Annotated in this window: 17 protein-coding genes; 13 read left to right on the top strand and 4 right to left on the bottom strand. The window is 38.1% G+C overall.

All coding sequences use genetic code 11. The features are described 5' to 3' along the window. Positions 1-114 precede the first annotated feature (114 nt). On the bottom strand, positions 115-2,610 hold the full coding sequence (locus tag ABXT71_RS05630) for a DUF5686 family protein (protein WP_415372868.1): 2,496 nt from the start codon (positions 2,608-2,610) through the stop codon (positions 115-117). Between the two features lie 173 nt (positions 2,611-2,783). After that, positions 2,784-3,764 (bottom strand): pyruvate dehydrogenase complex E1 component subunit beta, encoded by a 981-nt coding sequence (locus ABXT71_RS05625; protein WP_415372867.1) that lies wholly within the window; start codon positions 3,762-3,764, stop codon positions 2,784-2,786. A 378-nt stretch (positions 3,765-4,142) separates the two neighbouring features. Here ABXT71_RS05625 and ABXT71_RS05620 point away from each other — a divergent pair, with 378 nt between their 5' ends. From ABXT71_RS05620 to ABXT71_RS05580, 9 genes are all read left to right on the top strand, one after another. Next, a complete protein-coding gene (locus tag ABXT71_RS05620) occupies positions 4,143-4,883 on the top strand; it encodes an electron transfer flavoprotein subunit beta/FixA family protein (protein ID WP_415372866.1) in 741 nt (246 codons plus the stop codon). Between the two features lie 165 nt (positions 4,884-5,048). Further along, positions 5,049-6,017 (top strand): electron transfer flavoprotein subunit alpha/FixB family protein, encoded by a 969-nt coding sequence (locus ABXT71_RS05615; protein WP_415372865.1) that lies wholly within the window; start codon positions 5,049-5,051, stop codon positions 6,015-6,017. 262 nt (positions 6,018-6,279) lie between these two features. Beyond that, positions 6,280-6,909 (top strand): bifunctional nuclease domain-containing protein, encoded by a 630-nt coding sequence (locus ABXT71_RS05610; RefSeq protein WP_415372864.1) that lies wholly within the window; start codon positions 6,280-6,282, stop codon positions 6,907-6,909. 20 nt (positions 6,910-6,929) lie between these two features. Next, the gene (locus tag ABXT71_RS05605) at positions 6,930-8,657 is read left to right on the top strand and encodes a NupC/NupG family nucleoside CNT transporter (RefSeq protein WP_415372863.1); all 1,728 of its coding nucleotides are present in this window, start codon (positions 6,930-6,932) and stop codon (positions 8,655-8,657) included. A gap of 173 nt (positions 8,658-8,830) precedes the next feature. Then, a complete protein-coding gene (locus tag ABXT71_RS05600) occupies positions 8,831-9,655 on the top strand; it encodes a thymidylate synthase (RefSeq protein ID WP_415372862.1) in 825 nt (274 codons plus the stop codon). 10 nt (positions 9,656-9,665) lie between these two features. Then, positions 9,666-10,094: an energy transducer TonB gene (locus ABXT71_RS05595; RefSeq protein ID WP_415372861.1), complete on the top strand. Its 429-nt coding sequence runs from the start codon at positions 9,666-9,668 to the stop codon at positions 10,092-10,094. Positions 10,095-10,235: 141 nt separating this feature from the next. Beyond that, positions 10,236-11,399, top strand: coding sequence for an ergothioneine biosynthesis protein EgtB (egtB, locus tag ABXT71_RS05590; protein ID WP_415372860.1), 1,164 nt, complete (start codon positions 10,236-10,238; stop codon positions 11,397-11,399). After that, the gene (locus ABXT71_RS05585) at positions 11,400-12,365 is read left to right on the top strand and encodes an L-histidine N(alpha)-methyltransferase (protein WP_415372859.1); all 966 of its coding nucleotides are present in this window, start codon (positions 11,400-11,402) and stop codon (positions 12,363-12,365) included. A gap of 68 nt (positions 12,366-12,433) precedes the next feature. Next, the gene (locus tag ABXT71_RS05580) at positions 12,434-12,715 is read left to right on the top strand and encodes a DUF427 domain-containing protein (protein WP_415372858.1); all 282 of its coding nucleotides are present in this window, start codon (positions 12,434-12,436) and stop codon (positions 12,713-12,715) included. Here ABXT71_RS05580 and ABXT71_RS05575 read toward each other — a convergent pair whose 3' ends face one another. Continuing rightward, the gene (locus ABXT71_RS05575; protein ID WP_415372857.1) at positions 12,716-13,786 is read right to left on the bottom strand and encodes an aminotransferase class V-fold PLP-dependent enzyme; all 1,071 of its coding nucleotides are present in this window, start codon (positions 13,784-13,786) and stop codon (positions 12,716-12,718) included. Positions 13,787-13,847: 61 nt separating this feature from the next. Here ABXT71_RS05575 and ABXT71_RS05570 point away from each other — a divergent pair, with 61 nt between their 5' ends. From ABXT71_RS05570 to fabD, 3 genes are read left to right on the top strand one after another with little or no spacing between them, the layout of a single operon-like run. Continuing rightward, a complete protein-coding gene (locus ABXT71_RS05570; protein ID WP_415372856.1) occupies positions 13,848-14,327 on the top strand; it encodes a 2TM domain-containing protein in 480 nt (159 codons plus the stop codon). Positions 14,328-14,329: 2 nt separating this feature from the next. Next, on the top strand, positions 14,330-14,833 hold the full coding sequence (locus tag ABXT71_RS05565; RefSeq protein WP_415372855.1) for a dihydrofolate reductase: 504 nt from the start codon (positions 14,330-14,332) through the stop codon (positions 14,831-14,833). 37 nt (positions 14,834-14,870) lie between these two features. Further along, on the top strand, positions 14,871-15,755 hold the full coding sequence (gene fabD, locus ABXT71_RS05560) for an ACP S-malonyltransferase (protein WP_415372854.1): 885 nt from the start codon (positions 14,871-14,873) through the stop codon (positions 15,753-15,755). 81 nt (positions 15,756-15,836) lie between these two features. On the opposite strand, the gene ABXT71_RS05555 is transcribed toward fabD, so the two are convergent. Further along, positions 15,837-16,028 (bottom strand): hypothetical protein, encoded by a 192-nt coding sequence (locus tag ABXT71_RS05555; protein ID WP_415372853.1) that lies wholly within the window; start codon positions 16,026-16,028, stop codon positions 15,837-15,839. Positions 16,029-16,390: 362 nt separating this feature from the next. On the opposite strand from ABXT71_RS05555, the gene ABXT71_RS05550 reads away from it, so the two are divergent. Further along, positions 16,391-17,701 carry a DEAD/DEAH box helicase gene (locus ABXT71_RS05550; RefSeq protein ID WP_415372852.1) on the top strand — a complete coding sequence of 437 codons (1,311 nt, stop codon included), beginning with the start codon at positions 16,391-16,393 and terminating at the stop codon, positions 17,699-17,701. Positions 17,702-17,917: the final 216 nt, after the last annotated feature.

Below are 17,917 nucleotides of genomic sequence, written 5' to 3'. Positions count from 1 at the left end.
AACATTGATGCTATTTACGTAGTGAAATTAACTAGAAGGCTGTTTAATTAAACTATAAGGATAGCTATCGCTCCTACACTTAGAAGAGCGCATTGAAGGGGCTTTAGTAAGGGTTTAAAAAGAGAAAGAAAACGCTCCAGTGATTCCAAACTTTCGGGCATCTGGATTTTCTGTTTTGTCTAGATAATTTCCGCGGAAATTAAAATCCAACCGAAATACCTTAAAGATATTACCCACTCCTAAAGAGTACTCATAGTAGACATCTTCTGGTGCTCGCAAGAGTTGCACATCAGGGCCATTTAAGGCTATGCTCTCATCACTAATCTCACCATACACAGCTCTAAAAGCTACAATCTCTCTTAAATTTAACTTTCGTAGTAACGGGATGCGTGAAAAAATACGACCTCCAAAATTATGTTGCAAATGTAACGTAGCATAAGTATCGCTCACAAATTCGTAAAAATCTAACTGTGAAAATGTATTATAAATAGTGAAGAGTGTCTGATTACCAGGGATAGGACTTTGTAATCCCAAAGGAACGGGATCAAATGTTGTCCCTAGCTCTATAGTAGAAAATAAACGACCAGCTCCTCCTATGTTCCAAGGCTGTGTATATAAGGCCTGTACTTTATTATATTCAAAATCGCCCCCTAGCACTTCCTTAAAACCTCTGGTGTAACTTAAAAAGAAGGTAGGGAACGAGTAGTCATTTACTAAGGTCTGCTCCACACCGTAGCCAGAAACTTTGCGGCCTGGTGTATATTTAAATGATAAACTAAGCTCTGGTTGATGTATTACATCTTGTACTTCACCATCGGTATCAAAGTAATCTAATGAGAAGGTTCTGGTTGCAGATTGTAATGTGCGATAGGTTCCATTTAACCGGATCTCCATATTCTTTGCAGGCTCCAAAGAAGCCCCTAAAGAAGTTAAATTTACACGTGTTAATTTATCATTTGCTCCAACAGATACCAATGAGGAAGATGCTAGATTCCTGCCTAAAACATCATTACTCACCGTTAAACTTGCACCCGTCTGTTCTGTATCTTTTCTATTGCCGGCATACAAAATAAGCCTACTGGCCCTATCCACTAAGATTTTACCAGAAACACCATATTTAAAACGCTCATCTCTAAAACCGTAGGCACCAAACACCTCTAAACGCCAAGAATCGTTCTGACCAAAATAAGTTCTACCTCCTAAACGTAATCGTAACCCTTCTGCCTCATTAAAGCCAAAGATTGAAAATATGGGTCCAATATCAAGATGAATTGGCTCTACTAAATAGTACTGCGATACCAGCGTTGCCCCAACATCATAGAGCATTTTAAATCTAGGTACCGTTTTTAAGGTGTCAAGCATTGCATACACCCCTTTTTCATCTTTACTTAATTTTTCTAGGCGTCGTTCCTCCCAGAATTCATCATCTCGATTATACACTTCAAATGTATACGGGTCAACTTGTTTGCTATAAAATGATTTCTTCTTCGGAATGTCAAACTCGTAATTATCATAAATGGTAGTTCGCTTTCCGTAAATGCCTTGTGCTTCTTCTTTTTGACGAATGCTAAAATCACTTAAAAAGTAATCTCTTGTGATTAAAAATATAGAGTCATTAAGCACGTCAAACTCCTGTTCAATATACACTTCACGCACCCAGTTCAAGTTGGCGCTTTTTGAAGCTTGCATATTTATTTCCTTAATTGCCCAGGTAGAATCGTTTACCCAAAAATCTCCTTTAAAGGTCAATTCGTTTTTTCGTCGCGGGTAATACACAATATTATAACACCATTTATTATCACGGTAGGCACTGTCTTGTAATACATAATTATACACATCAATCCCCGTCCTAGATAAAGGACTAGTAAAAGATTTATCAAAAAATTTGAGATAGTTGTCATAGACGTCATACTCACTGTAAAGATCTTTTACAAGCGCGATAAGCGTCTGATTGTTACTAAAACCCGAGTTCTTATTTCCTTCAAGAGTCTCTTTTTCATCCTTCAGCTTGTTATCTCCATAGATCTTAGAAGAAGCTTCATTGACAAAAATAGGCAGGTAACTGTTTCCCGTAATTCTAGACGTATCTATTTGTTCAAAGATGAATTCCATCCCTTTAAACACTTTACTTTTAATAAGCGAGCTGTCAATTGTATTAAGATCAAACTCTAGCTTTTCGTATTTATCGTAGGTGTATTGGTCAAACTTTTTAACACCATTATCGCGACGATTTTCCCAAATATTTCGCAGAATATCGATGGCAGGATTATTCTTTTTATCAGTCTTGCCAGAAAAGATTTGAACCGTCCCTAAGGAAGAGGCTTCTTCTACTAGAATGATCTCTAGTTTATAAGTTGTTTTTTCTGAAATATTAATTTCTTGTGACTCGTACCCGAGAAAAGAGATGATTAATGTATCAAAGTTCGTATCGCTTTGCAGGTAAAACCTCCCGTCTTCATTACTAATCGTCCCCTCATTACTATCTTTAAAAACAACATTTGCAAAAGGCACCGAAAGTCCAGTCTCATCTAATATGACGCCACTCACCTTCGTTTGCGAAAACGCAACGGCAGCACTTAATATAATTATTAGGAAAATAAAATTTTTCATAAACATTTAAAAACAGTTCCCCGGTAGGTCGTTTTAATTTAGCGCAAATTACGCCATAATAATAACTGCTTGCTGCCACACACAACCTAAAGTATTCTTAAAGTTTCTGCGGAAACAAGAAACCTGTCAGGTCTTTAAGAACTGACAGGTTTAATTAAAATTGTATGGACTTATTAATTTTTATACATCACCTTTTTCACTGCCTTTACTACATCATCACTATTAGGCAACCATTCCTTAAATAACTCTGGCGAATAAGGTGCAGGTGTATCTGCTGTATTTATTTTTTCAATAGGGGCATCTAGGTAATCAAAGGCTTGATTCTGAACTAAATACGTTATTTCTGTGGCAACATTTCCAAAAGGCCAAGCCTCTTCAAGCACTACCAATCTATTTGTTTTTTTAACCGAAGTCAAAATTGCATCACGATCCATAGGTCGCACAGTACGTAAATCTATAATCTCACATTCAATTCCTTCTTCAGCTAATTGATCTGCAGCCTTGTAGGCTTCTTTTATGATTTTTCCGAAGGAAACAATTGTAACGTCAGTTCCTTTTCTTTTAATTTCTGCGACACCCAGTGGAATTAAGTATTCTCCCTCTGGCACTTCACCTTTATCTCCATACATCTGCTCACTCTCCATAAAGATTACGGGATCGTTATCTCTAATCGCACTCTTTAATAATCCTTTTGCATCTGCCGGATTAGAAGGTATTACTACCTTTAGTCCCGGTGTATTTGCAAACCAGTTTTCAAAAGCTTGTGAATGCGTTGCTGCTAGTTGGCCAGCAGAGGCTGTTGGCCCTCTAAAAACGATAGGACAATTAAACTGCCCACCACTCATTTGGCGAATTTTTGCTGCGTTGTTTATAATTTGGTCAATACCAACTAGAGAGAAATTAAATGTCATATACTCTACAATGGGTCTGTTACCGTTCATAGCAGAACCAATAGCGATCCCAGCAAAACCAAGTTCTGCAATAGGCGTATCAATCACTCGCTTTGCGCCAAACTCTTCTAACATCCCTTTACTTGCTTTATAGGCGCCGTTGTATTCTGCAACCTCTTCACCCATCAAGAAAATAGTGTCGTCTTTGCGCATCTCTTCGCTCATCGCCTCGCAAATCGCTTCTCTAAATTGTATTGTTTTCATACTTCGATTTAGTTTATCCTGAGTCTATCTAAGGCTCAGTATTCGGATATTTTTTTTTTTTGTATTACTTGTGACAAGTAACACTTCAAAATTATAATGTTTTTTGCCCCTGAAATTTTACTGACTCAGAATAGGTGATTGCATTTACACGTTTAGATCAACAAAAATAATAGTATTTTCTGAAAAAGACGATTTTGTTTACTAAAATTAGAGGGTACTTTTATATAATTCAACCAAAATAAATGCTATGCACGCATAGCAAATTTAACAATAATTCCCTATCTTCGCATTCCGTGTTTTAAAAGAAACAGCGCTAGGTTTCAAACCAGTCAAATTTCAGAAATACGATGAATTTCACTTAATTTAAAGAAACGATATATGAAGATTTTAGTATGTATCAGCCACGTGCCAGATACCACTTCAAAAATTAACTTTACCGATGGAGATACCAAGTTTGACACTAGTGGTGTGCAGTTTGTAATCAACCCTAATGATGAGTTTGGTTTAACTCGTGCGATGTGGTTTAAAGAAAAACAAGCGGCGAGTGTGCACGTTGTAAATGTTGGTGGTGCAGAAACAGAGCCTACATTGCGTAAAGCTTTAGCCATTGGCGCAGACGAGGCAATTAGAGTAGATACACCAGCAACAGATGGGTATTCTGTAGCAAAACAATTAGCTGCTGTGGTAAAAGACGGCGGGTATGACTTAGTCATTGGGGGTCGTGAATCTATTGATTATAACGGAGGAATGGTACCAGGAATGTTAGCAAAACTGATTGACGCGAATTTTGTAAACACTTGTATCAGTCTTGAAGTAAACGGAACAGACGTTACAGCAATCCGCGAAATAGACGGTGGTAAAGAAACTATTAAAACAACCTTACCCCTAGTAGTTGGAGGACAAAAAGGACTCGTGGAAGAAAGCGATCTACGTATCCCAAACATGAGAGGAATCATGATGGCAAGAAAAAAGCCACTTCACGTAAAAGAAGCGGTAGAAGCAAACAGCGAGACAACAACCGTCAGCTTTGAAAAACCAGCTCCAAGAGGTGCAGTTAAACTAGTAGAGAATGTAGATGACTTAATAGATCTTTTACATAATGAAGCGAAAGTAATATAAATAACAAATGATAATTGGCGGATGAATTTTTCTCCCTCTGGTAGAAAAATCAAAGACAATAGGGAAGCAATATCACAAAAAAATAAATTATAAATCACAAAAAAAAAATCACAAACACCCTTCTTTAGGATTTGAGATTTGAATTTTGAAATTTTATTTAAAACGATGAGCATATTAGTATACACAGAATCAGAAGATGGTAAGTTCAAGAAAATCGCACTAGAAGCGGTGTCTTACGCAAAGGGAATCGCAGATATGATGGGAACATCGGTGACTGCTGTTTCTGTAAACGGTGGTGACGCAAGTGCATTAGCTGCTTATGGCGCAGACAAGGTTCTTGAAGTTGCAAATGACAAATTAACTAATTTTAATGCCGCCGCTTATGCAGATGTCGTTGCACAAGCTGCGAAGGCAGAAGGCGCAAAAGTGGTAATACTTACCTCAAGTGCAGATAGCAAGTTTATGGCTCCTTTAGTAGCTGTAAACCTGGAAGCGGGCTACGTAGCAAACGTAACGGCATTACCATTAAGTGCTGCTCCATTTAAGTTAACACATACCGTTTTTACAAATAAGGCTTTTGCTACTTCGGAAATATCAACTGATGTCAAAATTATCGGACTAGGTAAAAACGCATATGGATTAAAAGAAAGTAGCGGTGCAGGTACTACTGAAGCATTTACACCATCTTTAACAGATGCAGATTTTTCTACTGAAGTTATATCCGTAGACAAAGCAACAGACAAGGTGACGATTGCAGATGCTGAGATTGTAGTGAGTGCAGGTCGTGGTCTTAAAGGACCAGAAAACTGGGGAATGATAGAAGAGATGGCAGAAATTTTAGGCGCGGCAACCGCCTGCTCTAAGCCCGTAAGTGATATGGGATGGAGACCACATAGTGAGCATGTAGGACAAACAGGTAAGCCGGTTGCGGCTACTTTATACATTGCTATAGGTATCAGTGGAGCAATCCAGCACTTAGCAGGAATCAATTCTTCTAAAGTAAAAGTTGTCATCAATAACGATCCAGAAGCTCCTTTCTTTAAAGCAGCAGATTACGGTATTGTAGGAGACGCTTTTGAAGTTGTGCCGCAATTAAACGAAAAACTGAAGGCCTTCAAGGCTCAGAATAACTAACCAATAGGATTAATAGAAAGCGGAGTAATTTCTTTTTATCAAAAAAGGAATGGTAACAACGCTATTTTTTATTAATTTGTGCCTCCAATAAAAGGCTGTTTAAATAGGGAAACACCTCGTTTAAACAGTCTTTTATTAGTTTTATTTTTAAACTGCCGGGCTTTACATCCCCTAGCCCCTTCAAAGGGGGAATTGATTTGTTCTATTTGTTGTTACTCACACTAACTTTAAACCTAGAACACTAAACCTTGAACCGCTACGCATGAGCCTAATACGCTTAAACATAAAAGGAATCTCCTATAGCCAAACACAAAATGGCGCATACGCTCTTATCCTCAATGAGGTAGATGGAGACCGTAAGCTACCAATTATTATTGGCGCTTTTGAAGCACAGTCTATCGCAATAGCTTTAGAAAAAGAGATTAAACCGCCTCGCCCACTTACTCACGATTTGTTTAAAAACTTTTCTGACCGGTATGACATAGTAGTAAAGCAAGTTATTATTCATAAGCTTGTGGATGGTGTTTTCTACTCAAGTATAATTTGCGAACGAGAAGAAATAGAAGAAATTATCGACGCAAGAACAAGCGATGCCATTGCATTAGCATTACGTTTTAATGCCCCAATTTTCACTTACAAAGACATTTTAGACTCGGCGGGTGTCTATCTAAAAGCCGGTGGAACAGACGACAAAACACACGATATAGGAAAAGAAGAAGCTCTTATAGAAGACTTAATCACAGGAGGTGACAAAGAAAGCAAAAAAGCAGTTTCAGAAGATTATACAAAGTTCTCAAACAAGGAACTTGATAAAATGCTAGCAAAAGCAGTTGCCTCAGAAGACTACGAAAAAGCTGCCAGCATCCGTGACGAACTATCCAAAAGACAATAAAGTAAACTATTTCTCAACTTATGCGTTATCTCATTATTTGTGCTCTTTCTATCTTTTCTATCGCCTTGGCACAAGGCCAAACTATAGAACGAGATTGGGATTTTGCCGCAATCACAAATACTGCCGGAGATTCAATTTATAAAATTTTTGAAGGTGATACCTTTAGTTTAGAAGATGGCGCCTTTACCTACTCATTAGCCTCAAAAGACAATCTACAAGCGGCTGGAGATTATATGTATCAAGATAATTTATTGGTGCTTTTTTTCTCGCAACCTAAAGATACGATTCGTAGATACCGAATAAAAGAACTCACAGATACGTCTTTACGTTTTACAGCGAATGAGGTAACCTATAGTTTTACCTCCCCTTCGCAAGAAGAAGCTATGCCTGCTATCATTCCTGAAACATCAAACAGCAACTTACAGTTAGATGAATCACAATCTGTAGGTGTTAACGCAAACAGCATAGGTAGAGGATTAATCGGGATGGTGTTTTTACTTCTGGTCTGTTTTCTATTGAGTGCCAACCGAAGAAAAATTAATTGGCGATTAGTAGCAACAGGACTCGCACTGCAAGTCATTTTTGCTGTTTTAGTATTAAAGGTTTCTTATGTGGCCAGAATATTTGACTTCATTTCAAGAAAAGTAGTTCAGTTTTTAAGTTTCTCCGAAAAAGGAGCTGAGTTTCTTTTTGGTGGTCTGGTGACAGACATGACTACCTTTGGGTACATATTTGCCTTTAAAGTATTGCCTACCATCGTGTTCTTTTCTGCATTTACCTCTTTACTGTATTATTTAGGAATCTTGCAATTATTTGTAAAAGCTTTTGCTTGGGTAATGAGTAAAACAATGCGCTTAAGCGGCGCAGAAAGTCTTGCTGCCGCGGCAAATATTTTTATTGGACAGACAGAAGCTCCCTTAGTCGTAAAACCATATCTAGACAAAATGACGAAGTCTGAGATGCTATGTCTTATGGTAGGTGGTATGGCCACCATTGCCGGTGGTGTTCTCGCGGCCTTCATTGCTTTTCTGGGGGGCGATGATCCCATACAGCAAGCTCAGTTTGCAAAACATCTTTTAACCGCATCAATAATGTCTGCACCTGCAGCTATTATTATTGCAAAAATGCTCTATCCTGAAACCGAAGAAGTAGACAGAAAACTAGACATAAGCAAAGACAAAATAGGAACAAACGTACTCGATGCAATCTCCAGAGGAACCACAGAAGGATTAAAACTGGCTGTGAATGTTGGTGCAATGCTTTTAGTTTTTACAGCAGTAATCGCAGTATTTAATTGGATTTTTATCGACTGGATAGGCGCTCCCACAGGATTAAATGATGTGATAGCCGCCTCAACAGATGGACGGTACGAGGGACTTTCACTACAGTATTTATTAGGGAACATATTTGCCCCAATTGCTTGGATCATAGGAGTTCCCACAGAAGATATTACCGCCGTCGGGCAATTACTAGGAGAGAAAACCATATTAAACGAATTCTTCGCCTATGCCTCCTTGAGCGCGATGAAAGCTTCAGGAACCATTGTACATTATCGCTCTATTGTGATTGCCACATATGCACTTTGTGGGTTTGCAAACTTTGCATCCATTGGGATTCAAATAGGAGGTATTGGAGTACTAGCGCCTAAGCAAAGACCTGTTCTGGCTAAGTTTGGGATTAAAGCATTAATAGGAGGTACTATTGCAGCATTATTGACGGCTACTATTGCTGGAATGTTGATTGGGTAATTTTCATCCAAATCTTAAGACATAATATTATTTGCAGCAAAAATCACTAGTTAATAACTTATAATAAATCCGTTTGATTTGAGCTAATAGAACTGTGCTACTTTTATATTTTTAGGCCTGCAACAAAGACCTCTAATTAACAAATAAGTTACCCGACTTCGCGGGCATTTAAAATGAAGCAATATCACGATCTATTAAAACACGTATTAAAAGAAGGAACAGAAAAATCTGACCGAACTGGCACAGGGACAAAAAGTGTTTTTGGCTACCAGATGCGTTTTGACCTCAGTGAGGACTTTCCTATGGTGACCACAAAAAAGGTGCACTTAAAGTCTATTATTTATGAGCTTCTTTGGTTTTTAAAAGGAGATACAAACATTGACTATCTTAAAGAAAACGGTGTCCGGATCTGGAACGATTGGGCAGATGAGAATGGAGACCTAGGTCCTGTGTATGGCCATCAATGGCGAAACTGGAACAGTGAGGGAATCGATCAAATCGCAGATATTATTGAAACGCTTAAAAACAATCCTGACAGTCGCAGAATGATGGTGAGCGCTTGGAATCCAAGTGTGATGCCAGACACAAGCAAACCATTTTCTGAAAATGTAGCAAATGGAAAAGCAGCATTACCACCCTGTCACGCGTTTTTTCAGTTTTATGTAGCGAATGGTAAACTATCCTGTCAACTCTATCAGCGTAGTGCAGATATCTTTTTAGGAGTACCTTTTAACATCGCCTCTTATGCGTTGTTCACCATGATGATGGCACAAGTTTGTGGCTATGAAGCCGGAGATTTTATCCATACATTTGGCGACGCTCATATTTACAGTAATCACATGGAGCAAATTGAGCTTCAATTATCAAGGGAACTCCGCCCTTTACCAAAAATGACCCTTGACCCTGAAGTGAAAGACATCTTTGGCTTCACTTTTGACAGTTTTACATTAACAGATTATAACCCGCATCCGCACATTAAAGGTGCCGTTGCCATTTAACCCCTACCTAATGAAAAATATCCTACTTATTTTTGCCCTTATTGTATCAACCGTAACTTTTGCCCAAGAAGAATGGGGAGACATGAAAGAAAACAAACTTACCCTGAATGAGATTGCACCTGTATGGCCAGGCTGTTCTGGATCTATTGCTGCAAAAAAATCTTGTTTCACAAAAAACCTGAACGCCCACGTTGTGAAGAATTTTAAATACCCAATGGCTGAATACAAAAAAAACATAGAAGGAAGGGTTGTTGTAGATTTTATGATTAATGTAAAAGGACTTCCAGAAATAAAAAGTATCGCTGGCGGAAACAAAGGTTTACAAGAAGAGGCGAGACGCAATATTATGTTACTCCCTAAAATGAAGCCAGGCATGTTAGGAGGGAAACCACGGGCTATTAATTATAAAGTTCCTTTTAATTTTAAGACGGGAAAATAGCACTTCGTTCTGAAAAAGTTTTAAATAGGATAAAAAATAAAATGAGCAAGCATGACTAGCTTTAACAACTCTTAAACATTTTTGCTTTTTAAAATAAGTATCTTTAAAGTGTCTCGACAAATAGGTCAAGCCACTTTTTTTATGATTACAACAGAAACACTCGTTTCCTTTTTTTCTGAAACGCGCCAACATACAGAACAACTCTGCAAACCTCTAGAAATAGAGGATTATGTAGTGCAGCCTATCATAGATGTCTCTCCACCTAAATGGCACCTAGGGCATACTACGTGGTTTTTTGAAGCCTTTATTCTGAAACATCATAAACCCAATTACGAGCTTTTTAATGAAGATTTTGCTTTCGTATTTAATAGCTATTACGAAACTTTAGGCAAAAGAGTGGTGCGGAGTGACCGCGGAAACCTCTCAAGACCAAGCGTGGCCAAAGTATATGACTATCGGCATTACGTGACACAAGAAATGATAGAGCTCCTATCTCTTGGCATTTCCAAAGAAGTAAGAGCGCTTGTTCTTGTTGGGATTCATCACGAGAAGCAACATCAAGAACTTTTACTAACAGACATAAAATATATTTTAGGCAACAACCCTTTATTACCTAGTTATAGTGATGCCATTATAGAACATAAAAGTGTTGAAGAAAACGCTACTTGGGTTCCTATTCAAGAAGGTATTTATGAAATAGGTCAAGAGGATCAATCGCAATTTCATTATGACAACGAACTAGGAAGACACAAGGTGTATCTGCAAGATTTTGAGATTGCTAGTGCTCTTGTGACCAATGGTGAGTATATAGATTTCATTGAAAATGGAGGCTATAAAGATTTTAATCTATGGCACGCAGAAGCCTGGGATTGGGTTAAAACAAATGAAATCACGCAGCCTATGTACTGGCACAAAGCAGGTGGTGTGTGGTATCACTATACCCTGAATGGATTGCAAAAAATAAATAGTGATTCACCTTTAACGCACATTTCCTATTTTGAAGCATTTGCCTATGCACAATACAAAGAGTGTCGACTTCCTACCGAATTTGAATGGGAATCGGCGCAAAAATATTTTAACTGGGGACAACGATGGGAATGGACAGAGAGCGCCTACTTGCCCTACCCTAATTACAAAAAACCTGATGGAGCCTTAGGTGAATATAATGGTAAATTTATGGTGAATCAGAAAGTGCTCAGAGGAGGCTCTATTGCCACACCTCCTGAACACATACGTGCTACTTATCGCAATTTTTTTCCAACCAATTTACGCTGGCAATATACCGGCATTAGACTTGCAAAATAAATGATTACAAAAACAGTAAACAGGCTAAACACCGCCTTTAAAAAAGAAGTACATGAAGGCTTGACGAGTGAGCTTAAATACCTCTCGTCAAAATACATTTATGACAAGAAAGGTGACAAACTCTTTCAAAATATTATGGCGATGCCGTCGTATTATTTAACGGATTCAGAATTTGAAATCTTCTCTCTTCATACGTCCAAAATTGCAGCACTGTTTGAAGAAAGAAGCGGCTTTGACCTCATTGAGCTTGGTGCTGGAGATGGTAAAAAAACAAAAATATTACTCAAATATCTTGTTGAGAACAATGCAAAATTCGTCTATAAACCTATAGACATCAGTCAGAACGCAATAGATTCACTTTCGGTGACACTAGCTGAAGAGCTTCCAGGTCTCAAGGTAGATGCAGAAAAAGGAGAATACTTTGAAGTCTTAGAGCGGTTACAGCAATACCATACTCGTAAAAAAGTGATTATGGTACTTGGCTCTAACATTGGCAATCTACTGCATCATCGGGCGATTGATTTCTTAACGCAATTGAAAGACATCATGAACGAAGGTGATTTAGTATTTATGGGCTTTGATCAGATGAAAAATCCGCAGACGATTCTGGATGCCTATAATGATCCAGAGGGAATCACGGAAGCCTTTAATAAAAATTTACTCCAACGTATTAATGATGAATTGGGTGGAAATTTTGATCTAAAAGCCTTCAAACACTGGGAAGTATATGACCCAGAAACAGGAACTGCAAAAAGCTTTTTGGTATCGCTTAAAGCACAAGATGTTAGAATTTCAGCAATAGATTTAAGCATCACATTTAAACCTTGGGAAACAATCCACACAGAGATCTCTCAAAAATATAACGATGCTATTGTAACTTGGCTTGCTGAAGAATCTGGACTTAAAATAACTAAAAGCATAACAGACGCCAAAGGCTATTACAAGAATTACGTATTTATAAAGTAAATTTTAACGGCACACAATTATAAAAAAAAACGATCACAAACAAAAACTACACATTTAAAACTCATTTTATGAAAGCAATCTGGAACGATCAAGTAATCGCAGAAAGTGACAATACTATTGTCATTGAGAATAATCATTATTTTCCTGCAGACAGTATAAAGAAGGAATATTTTAAGAGCAGTGAAACTCAATCCAACTGTCCTTGGAAAGGGGTGGCTTCTTACTTTTCTTTAAAAGTGGATGGAAAAGACAACACGGATGCCGCCTGGTTTTACCCAAAAACATCACATGCTGCAAAAGCTATTGAAGGGCATATTGCATTCTGGAAGGGCGTAAAGGTTACTAATTAATTATAACAATTTAAGCAAAGTATCTACCTCTGCGATTGTATTGTAGTAATGAAAACTCACACGAATACCTCCACCACGAAGGGAGCAAATAATATTATTTGTTGCTAATTTTTTAAATAATTCTCTGTTGCCGGTAAAGTTCACAATTGATGAGTGGCCCTTTCTGGACTTTGACGCATTAGGCAAAAGTCCTTTTTCTATCAAACCCTCTATAGCGTGATGCGTGTGGCTCTTTATTGCTTTTGAAATATGCTGAATTCCTATTTGCTCTACTTTTTTAATCGCTTGATCTAGACTCCCAAATGCGAGTGAATCTTGATGCCCTGGTTCAAAATATTTAATAAAACGCGTGTCTGTAGGTTTACTGTCAAAAGTATCTGCAGAGTTAAACCCTATTGTTTTGGGGGAAATACGGTCTTGCACGTCTTCTTTGATTAACATAAAGCCATTACCAAAACCAGCACACAGCCATTTATAAGCACTAGCCCCTAATACATCAATTGCATTATCTTTAAAACTGAAATGCTCTGTACCCATATACTGAGTACCATCTGCCACAAGCAACATGTTTGGGTATTTAAACTTTAACTGTTTTAAAAACTCAAAGTCAATTTTAATTCCAGATAACCATTGTACAATACTAAACATAAAAATATCTGGCTTGTGTTTTTCAACTGCTTGTAAAACATTGTCTTCTAGATGCTCATCGATCTTGGCATAGCACACATCTAGATCTCTTGTCTCTACAGGCCACCGTAAGGAAGGATAGTCTTCTCTTAATAGTAATACTTTTTGACCTTTAGAAAGGCCGTCGAGCACTATGTTGATTCCAAAACTAAGATTAGGCACCAATGCAGTCTCGCTTAGCTTCGCATCAAACAACCGCGCTACACTCCCTCTTGCATACTCGGGTATTTCTTTGCGCTGAACAAAATCTACTCCATTATTATAATAATCCACATCGTGTGCGCGTCGCCAGTCTAAAAGTGATTTTGACAGCAACCCAGAACTAGCGGAGTTAAAGTAAACCTGTTTGTTAAGCGCCGGGAATTCATTTCTTAAATCTTGCATAAGTACACAGTATTGCACCTAAAAAATAGGTATTTTTACGTTAGCATAAAGATAACTAACTATGTTTTCAAAAAACAAACAAACAGACAGATTAGATTCAGAATCTAGAGAGCAATACGAGTATGCGCGTAAACGTATCGCACAGAAAAAAGGATTGATGCGACATTTTGTATTCTTTCTAGCAGGTTCTATCTTATTTATAATACTCGATGTCGTACTTAAAATGGGTCACGAGATCATCATGTCAGGGTGGTATGTTTGGGCAATTATCATTTGGGCATTTTTATTACTCATTCATGTTTTTAATGTGTTTATCATGAATAAATTCATGGATAAAGAATGGGAAAACGAACAACTAGAAAAGTTAAAAGCAAAGCAAGAAGTTCGTGTTGCCGAACTTAAAAAGCAAGCCCTTAAAGAAGTAGTGGTAAAAGAAAACAAAATTGCTAAAGAACAAGAAGCTTTAAAAAGCATGACTGATTCAACCAAAACAGAACTTCCTGAAGTAAAAAAAAACAACTCGAATCAACTTCCAGAGTAAAAATGATTACACTAATTGCCGCCGCTGGCGAGAAAAACGAACTTGGCAAGGACAACGATTTAGTCTGGCACTTGCCAGATGATTTTAAGAGGTTTAAAAAACTGACTACAGGGCATCCTATTATTATGGGACGCAAAACTTTTGAGTCTTTCCCAAAACCCTTACCGAATAGACTGCACATTATTATTACGCGCAATAAAGAATATACTCCGGTTATTCCAGAGAGCCGCGCACACGATGTTCTTGTGGTTACCTCTATGGATGCAGCGCTATTAAAAGCGATACACGACGAACAACCCTTTATTATAGGTGGAGGCGAAATCTATAATCTGGGACTAGAAGTCGCAGATAAAATTGAACTCACACGCGTGCATAGTACCTTTGACGCAGATACCTATTTTCCAAAAATAGATAGCGCTCGATGGGAGAAAATTTCAGAAGAGAAACACGAGAGAGACGATAAACACGACGTTGCTTTTACCTATGAAACATGGGTGAGAAAATAAAAGTATATTCGCGAGAACATACATAAACCAACCAACAATGAAAGCATATATATTTCCAGGACAAGGCGCCCAATTTACAGGAATGGGTCAGGACTTATACGAGGCATCTGCCAAGGCAAGAGACTTGTTTCAAGCTGCAAATGAAACCCTAGGATTTGACATTACGAAAGTGATGTTTGAAGGGACAGCAGACCAGCTAAAGGAAACTAACGTTACACAACCAGCAATATTCTTGCATTCTACCATACTTGCAGAAGTAATGGGAACTGCCTTTAACCCAGATATGGTGGCGGGACATTCTTTAGGAGAAATCTCTGCACTAGTAGCTAACAGAACTTTAGCATTCACAGATGGATTACAATTAGTTTACAAGCGTGCGCTTGCTATGCAAAAAGCATGTGAAGCTGCACCGTCTACTATGGCTGCAGTTTTAGGACTAGAAGACCATCTAGTAGAAGCCATCTGCGCAGACCAAGACGGTATCGTGGTAGCGGCCAACTATAACTGCCCAGGACAGTTAGTAATCAGCGGAGAGATCGAAGCAGTCAACAGCGCTTGTGCAGCATTAAAAGCTGCAGGAGCTAAAAGAGCCTTGTTGTTACCGGTAGGTGGTGCGTTTCATAGCCCAATGATGGAACCTGCTAGAGAAGAATTAGCGGCTGCCATAGAAGCAACTACTTTTACTGCACCTGCCTGTCCTATTTACCAAAACGTATCTGCGTTTGCCATAACAGATCCTAAAAAAATACAAGAGAACTTAATGTTTCAACTTACAGCTCCAGTAAAATGGACTCAGAGTATGCAAAATATGATTAAAGATGGCGCTACAGAATTTATAGAAGTTGGTCCAGGAAATGTACTGCAAGGCTTAATGCGTAAGATTGATCGTAGCGTAGCTACTGCAAAAGCTAGCATTGAGTAACGTAAATTATACAAAAATTGAGTGTGAAAAAATGCCATTAACTACTACTTAGTTAATGGCATTTTTTTGTTTGATATCAAGCTACACCGCAATCTGGCAGTCCTCACAATCTTTCATTTCACCATAATAGGTTTCACGATATTTATGGAGTGTTTTAAATGGGATATTCAAAAATTGCTTTTGGACATACACCACTTTCGTAGTCAGTATTCCCATTTTTTTTGAAAAACGCTTTTCATTCCTTGTCTTTCTTCTTATTGATATAAGTTTCATAATCCTCTGCTTTTAATGAGCCGCAAAGTAACAAAGACTAAAGGCCAATAACGAATATAGCACGTTAAAGCTATGCTAAACCTCAAATGTCGCTTAGAAACCTACTCATACTTCTTCAAAAATACAAGGTTCAGCATTGCTTAAATATTCTAGGTTGGAGCTTTGTACACAACAATAATATTTGCTTTAAAATTACGAACTGTTTAGCCAAGCTTTGTTTCTCGCCCTAAAATTATCGCATTTGTGATGGGTTTATTTATTTAAAATGTTCCTTACAAAATCAAGCTGATGACAGATTTTAAATGCATTACATTTCAGAAAACATGAGCGATAGTCTGTGAGCAAGCGATTACCTTTGCAAAATGGAAAGCAATTTTAAAAGTCAAGCCGAAATTTTAAGAAAATTGGGCATCACAAAGTTAAACCCAATGCAGGAAGAAGCGAAGTTGGCTATTATGGCCAGTAAAGAAACCATCTTGCTATCACCAACAGGAACCGGCAAAACTGTCGCTTTTTTGTTGCCAGTTCTCAACGAACTTGACGCAGACTGCGAAGAAATACAAACTATTATCATTGTTCCATCTCGAGAATTAGCCATCCAAATTGAGCAAGTATTACGCGAAATGGGGACCGGGTTTAAAGTGAATTGTGTCTATGGAGGTCGACCAGCTTCTAAAGACAGACTAGAGATTGCGCATCGTCCAGCACTATTAATAGGAACACCAGGAAGAATAGCTGACCATTTAAGAAGAGAAGAATTTTCTACAGATGCTGTAAAAACGCTCGTTCTTGACGAGTATGACAAATCTTTAGAAATAGGGTTTGAAGGAGAAATGAGTGAAATCGTAGACCTTCTTCCTAACGTAGAGAAAAAAATCATGACTTCCGCAACGATTGGGTTTCATATGCCCGCATTTTTAGGGCTTGAAAACCCTATCACGATTGATTATCTAGACGGAAATGAGACCCAATTGCAGATTAAACAAGTAATTTCTCTTAGCAAAGACAAGCTAGAAACACTCGTGGCTTTAATGTCGCATCTTGGCGATCAGCACGGTATTATCTTCTGTAACTTTAAGGATACGATACAACGTGTGAGCGATTATCTCACTGAACATAATATATCACACGGTGCCTTTTATGGAGGTCTCGAGCAAAAAGACAGGGAACGATCTTTAATAAAATTTAGAAACGGTACGCATAAAATTTTACTTGCCACAGACCTAGCAGCAAGGGGGATAGATGTTCCAGAACTTGATTTTATTGTGCATTATCATTTGCCTACACGCCAAGAAGAATTTACACACCGTAATGGTCGTACCGCTCGTATGAACAGTAACGGTACCGCTTTTATTCTGAAATATGAAGAAGACAAACTCCCTCATTTTATGGAGGAATACCCAATACAAAAAGTAGGGAAATCTGCACTGCCAAAACCTTCAGAGTGGTGTACTTTATTTGTCTCTGGTGGTCGAAAAGACAAAATAAGCAAAGGTGATATTGCAGGATTATTCTTTAAACAAGGAAAACTTGATAGAGACGGCTTAGGCGTTATTGAGCTTAAAGTAGATTGTGCTTTTGTATCAGTCAAGACTGTATCACTTGGCCACCTATTACCGCTTGTAAATAACCAACGCCTTAAGAAAAAGAAAGTACGGGTTTATGAGATTTAGATTTTGGCTGTAAGTTGGAAGTGAGATGTTATAAAATTTTAAAATACGACGATGCCTTTACTTATGCCTAGCAAATAGGCTTACTCTCGAATTAAGATAGCGTTAGAATTTTCCTACCCTTTAGGGTCGGGACAAATAAAATTTGGCAACAATATGGTATATCACTAATTTTAAGGAGCGCTAACGGGTAGGCAAATTTAAATATCGAACAGCAAG

The organism is Patiriisocius sp. Uisw_047 (assembly GCF_047730165.1).
Classification (GTDB): Bacteria; Bacteroidota; Bacteroidia; order Flavobacteriales; family Flavobacteriaceae; genus Patiriisocius.
This window is presented reverse-complemented; position numbering and strand designations above follow the sequence as displayed.

What these genes read in the sequence shown, in the direction of transcription:
- ABXT71_RS05630 (WP_415372868.1), bottom strand. Translation starts at nt 2,610, where the DNA reads ATGAAAAATTTTATTTTCCTAATAATTATATTAAGTGCTGCCGTTGCG.
- ABXT71_RS05625 (WP_415372867.1), bottom strand. Translation starts at nt 3,764, where the DNA reads ATGAAAACAATACAATTTAGAGAAGCGATTTGCGAGGCGATGAGCGAA.
- ABXT71_RS05620 (WP_415372866.1), top strand. Translation starts at nt 4,143, where the DNA reads ATGAAGATTTTAGTATGTATCAGCCACGTGCCAGATACCACTTCAAAA.
- ABXT71_RS05615 (WP_415372865.1), top strand. Translation starts at nt 5,049, where the DNA reads ATGAGCATATTAGTATACACAGAATCAGAAGATGGTAAGTTCAAGAAA.
- ABXT71_RS05610 (WP_415372864.1), top strand. Translation starts at nt 6,280, where the DNA reads ATGAGCCTAATACGCTTAAACATAAAAGGAATCTCCTATAGCCAAACA.
- ABXT71_RS05605 (WP_415372863.1), top strand. Translation starts at nt 6,930, where the DNA reads ATGCGTTATCTCATTATTTGTGCTCTTTCTATCTTTTCTATCGCCTTG.
- ABXT71_RS05600 (WP_415372862.1), top strand. Translation starts at nt 8,831, where the DNA reads ATGAAGCAATATCACGATCTATTAAAACACGTATTAAAAGAAGGAACA.
- ABXT71_RS05595 (WP_415372861.1), top strand. Translation starts at nt 9,666, where the DNA reads ATGAAAAATATCCTACTTATTTTTGCCCTTATTGTATCAACCGTAACT.
- egtB (WP_415372860.1), top strand. Translation starts at nt 10,236, where the DNA reads ATGATTACAACAGAAACACTCGTTTCCTTTTTTTCTGAAACGCGCCAA.
- ABXT71_RS05585 (WP_415372859.1), top strand. Translation starts at nt 11,400, where the DNA reads ATGATTACAAAAACAGTAAACAGGCTAAACACCGCCTTTAAAAAAGAA.
- ABXT71_RS05580 (WP_415372858.1), top strand. Translation starts at nt 12,434, where the DNA reads ATGAAAGCAATCTGGAACGATCAAGTAATCGCAGAAAGTGACAATACT.
- ABXT71_RS05575 (WP_415372857.1), bottom strand. Translation starts at nt 13,786, where the DNA reads ATGCAAGATTTAAGAAATGAATTCCCGGCGCTTAACAAACAGGTTTAC.
- ABXT71_RS05570 (WP_415372856.1), top strand. Translation starts at nt 13,848, where the DNA reads ATGTTTTCAAAAAACAAACAAACAGACAGATTAGATTCAGAATCTAGA.
- ABXT71_RS05565 (WP_415372855.1), top strand. Translation starts at nt 14,330, where the DNA reads ATGATTACACTAATTGCCGCCGCTGGCGAGAAAAACGAACTTGGCAAG.
- fabD (WP_415372854.1), top strand. Translation starts at nt 14,871, where the DNA reads ATGAAAGCATATATATTTCCAGGACAAGGCGCCCAATTTACAGGAATG.
- ABXT71_RS05555 (WP_415372853.1), bottom strand. Translation starts at nt 16,028, where the DNA reads ATGAAACTTATATCAATAAGAAGAAAGACAAGGAATGAAAAGCGTTTT.
- ABXT71_RS05550 (WP_415372852.1), top strand. Translation starts at nt 16,391, where the DNA reads ATGGAAAGCAATTTTAAAAGTCAAGCCGAAATTTTAAGAAAATTGGGC.